Raw genomic sequence first — 3,082 nt, 5'->3', positions numbered from 1 at the left:
GTGCGGTTAAAGCGCCTAAACGTCTATGGCGCAACTGTTGCGAGGCCTGCCGCGGGGTGTTGGTCGGAGCCGGGCGCGTGGAGTTGTTTGACTGTGCCGGCGGCTACAGCGGCGAGATTTCAAATGCTTCAGCAAAGTGCACATCGCCCCGCGAGACCTCGTGAATGCGCATCTTCAGCGGCCCCTACAACTTGAACGTCTCTGGCGCGATAGTGTCGATCGACACTGCACGCTGAGGGACCATCGGCAACAACGCTTGGGGATCCCAGAAGCGGAGTGGCCGCCTTGCAGAGATTTAGGCCGAAACCGGCCTTTCCGGACCCGCCCCATTGCGGACATTTCTGTGCAGTTGATGACCGCAACGCTATTGTGCCCGCCATGATCTCCCGTTCAACAGATTCGTTCTTCTGGCCTGCCTTGCTCGGGTCTTGGGTGGCAGCCGTTGTTGCCGGGCTCATCGCAATTGCGCCGTTGACATTTGCGCCCCTCACTTTGCCCTTCACAGCGTTGTTGGGTGCTTTGGCAGCGATTATGTTCTTGGTCGTCCTCGTTGATGGAGCAACACGCCAAGCGGTTAACACCTTTAATCAGCGGTCCAAGGGGCAATGGCGCGACATGTCGTGGCGTGAGCGCTTCTTTTCCCGTAGCTACGGCGATCTCCGGTTGCTCATCATCAATCGGCTAATTGCTCTGGAGATGCTGGTCTTCATCTTTACCGGAAATCAAGGTCAGCAATTTGCGCTGATCGCTTTCATCGGCTTCGCGCTATCGACTTTGATGTTGATGCTGATGATGAAACATCAGCCTGACATCGCCATGCGGAATGGCAACTAACCACCCCTCCCGGCCTCTCCCGACGCGGCTATGGCCGTCTTTCAGCGGAAGGGCAGCTTACCGCAGCGTGGCAGGAGAAGCGGGTTGGCGGTTCGCGCTCTCCTTTCGGACTTTAGGCATTTCTGTATAGCTGGCCGTTCGCGCACGATTACACTGGCTTTCGACTTGGCTCGACGAGAACTTCGGGCCGCGCAGATAGGATTTGCCGTGAAGCACTTTCTTTCCTCGCTCTTGCTGATCGTTACCGCAACTTCGGTCAGCGCGTCGGCAAAGGATTTCGATGCGGTCGCCGCCGCGCCGGGCAGTCACCGTGTCCTGATGGAGGACGACAAGATCCGTGTTTTGCGGGTCGAGGTGGCACCCGGCGCGACTGAACCCGTCCATGATCACCGCTGGCCGAGCGTGATGTATTTCGAACAGCCCCAGCCGATCACCTATATCGAATACAAGCTGGTCGATGGCCGTCCGGCCGAGACCGATCGCTTCGATGCTCCCGCTCTCAACGCTGCCCAAACCGTGAGGGGGGAACCAGAGGGCCTTCATGCCGTGATGAACCGGGGAACGGCACCGTTTGTTGCTGTGAGGATTGAATTCAAAGACGGCAATCCGTCACATACTCGATAGGGCTCGACAGAACCTGCGGGTTATCGCCCGGCCATTCCGGCTCTTTTGGCCCGAACGTCTGATGCCCACCTATCTCAGCCGACACCGGCCTTTCCGGACACGCCCCCTTGTGGTCATTGAGCGGCGCCTGCATGTTGATTGCATGCTGATCACCTCGCTAATGCTCTGCGCCTTCGCGATCGCCGTTTTTCTGATTGCGGGCGCAGTTGCGGCGATCTGCCGCCCCGTCACCAATAGCCGTGGCGTCTCGTTGATGGCCGGGACGCTTGCCATCCCGGCTCTGATCTCCGCTTCGTTGATCTACTGGCTATCGACGATGGAGTCCGATGACGCCCCGCCGGGTATGGTCATCATCGGGAACGTGACCGCCATTGCGGTAATCACGCCTCTCGCGCTTTTCGCAAGTCATCTGACTACTAAGTTTATGGATCGTCGCGCTGCGCGGAACGCGCAGCTGTCGCAGCGAACCACACTCTCATCCCGAATTCTGCCGGATCAGAAGCGCCCCATTGCGGACGTTCCCGCCAAAGTATAGCATGCGGCAATGCGCAGGATGCTTACCTCTGTTTTGATCGGGGCCTTAGTTCCAAGCGTGGTTGCATCCGCGCAGCCGATGCGGCAGCCAAGTTGGAACGACGTGAAGAAGACCGCCGAGTATTGCTCTTTAGTGATCCACCGCTTTTCGATTTCGACTGGACTGTCCAATTCACCAACGTGGGCCTACAACATCGATCCGCAGTCGACGCCGACGCAGCGATCCTGCTTCTACCAGCGGATGAACATTGGGGAGGTCGAAAAGGTGCTCCGCGAATATGACTTCACGGGTCAGAAAGAGTCCGGCAGGTAACCACCCTTCCGGCCCCTCACGACGCCGAGGGACGCGCTCGATAGGGGCCTGTCCGGTTTCCGCCGCTTCCCAAGAAAAACAGCCTGACCGGAGACGCCCCATTGCGGACACTGGGGGGGGTAAGTCGTTTAGACAGTCTCCTCAACAAGCGGCCCTGTAAACTGGGAACGTTTTATAAAATAATTAATAACTACTATCACTAATGGTACTGTCGAGCAGAACAACAGTGCATAAAGTTCGTTGATTATCCAATATGCAACCATGTTGTATGCCACGTGTAGCAATGTTGTGACCAAAACCACGCCACATACTAACTGCTTATCACAAGAGGATATAGCTGCTTTATATATTAAAGCTGTAGACGCATGGAAGGTCACGCTTGCAAAAGCAAAGCCAGCGTACAAGCTCAAGGCGCCAACGCTATTCCACTCAAATATCGGTACTTTCATGAATACTGCTTCAAAAATACCATACGAGACGACAATTTTGAACGCCCGTTTTCTAAAAAAAATAAAAGCTGAAAATTTCAGAATCTCTTCAACGACACTACATGATGTGATCAACGTGGTCTCAGAACCAAATTTTAAATTCGCCGTATAAGTCACAGATACTAGGAAGGCCGTGAACGTAAACCAAATTAAACACACGCCGAAATCTATCGTCGTTGCCTGAATTTTGGTCGATATCGTGTCCATGGAACTGGCGCTATCGTATATGCATATGCCTATCAAGCCTCGAAGCTGACAGTCCTCAATCCACCAGTTGCAGCCATTGGGA

The 3,082-nt window shown here is 55.0% G+C and carries 5 protein-coding genes; 4 read left to right on the top strand and 1 reads right to left on the bottom strand.

Features of this window, described 5'->3' with window-relative positions; all coding sequences use genetic code 11:
• The first annotated feature begins 276 nt into the window (after positions 1–276).
• From PMI02_RS19270 to PMI02_RS19255, 4 genes are all read left to right on the top strand, one after another.
• Positions 277–834: a hypothetical protein gene (locus tag PMI02_RS19270; protein WP_157222605.1), complete on the top strand. Its 558-nt coding sequence runs from the start codon at positions 277–279 to the stop codon at positions 832–834.
• A 207-nt stretch (positions 835–1,041) separates the two neighbouring features.
• The gene (locus PMI02_RS19265) at positions 1,042–1,458 is read left to right on the top strand and encodes a hypothetical protein (protein ID WP_007685986.1); all 417 of its coding nucleotides are present in this window, start codon (positions 1,042–1,044) and stop codon (positions 1,456–1,458) included.
• A gap of 142 nt (positions 1,459–1,600) precedes the next feature.
• Positions 1,601–1,993 (top strand): hypothetical protein, encoded by a 393-nt coding sequence (locus PMI02_RS19260; RefSeq protein WP_007685984.1) that lies wholly within the window; start codon positions 1,601–1,603, stop codon positions 1,991–1,993.
• 9 nt (positions 1,994–2,002) lie between these two features.
• Complete coding sequence (locus PMI02_RS19255; RefSeq protein WP_007685983.1) at positions 2,003–2,305, top strand: hypothetical protein; 303 nt, start codon at positions 2,003–2,005, stop codon at positions 2,303–2,305.
• 128 nt (positions 2,306–2,433) lie between these two features.
• On the opposite strand, the gene PMI02_RS27325 is transcribed toward PMI02_RS19255, so the two are convergent.
• On the bottom strand, positions 2,434–3,082 hold a 649-nt coding region (locus PMI02_RS27325; RefSeq protein ID WP_007685981.1), incomplete at its 5' end, for a hypothetical protein.

Source organism: Novosphingobium sp. AP12 (genome assembly GCF_000281975.1).
In the GTDB taxonomy this organism is placed as follows: Bacteria; Pseudomonadota; Alphaproteobacteria; order Sphingomonadales; family Sphingomonadaceae; genus Novosphingobium.
Note: the sequence above shows the minus strand (reverse complement) of the source record. Positions and strands in the feature narration are given on the sequence as shown.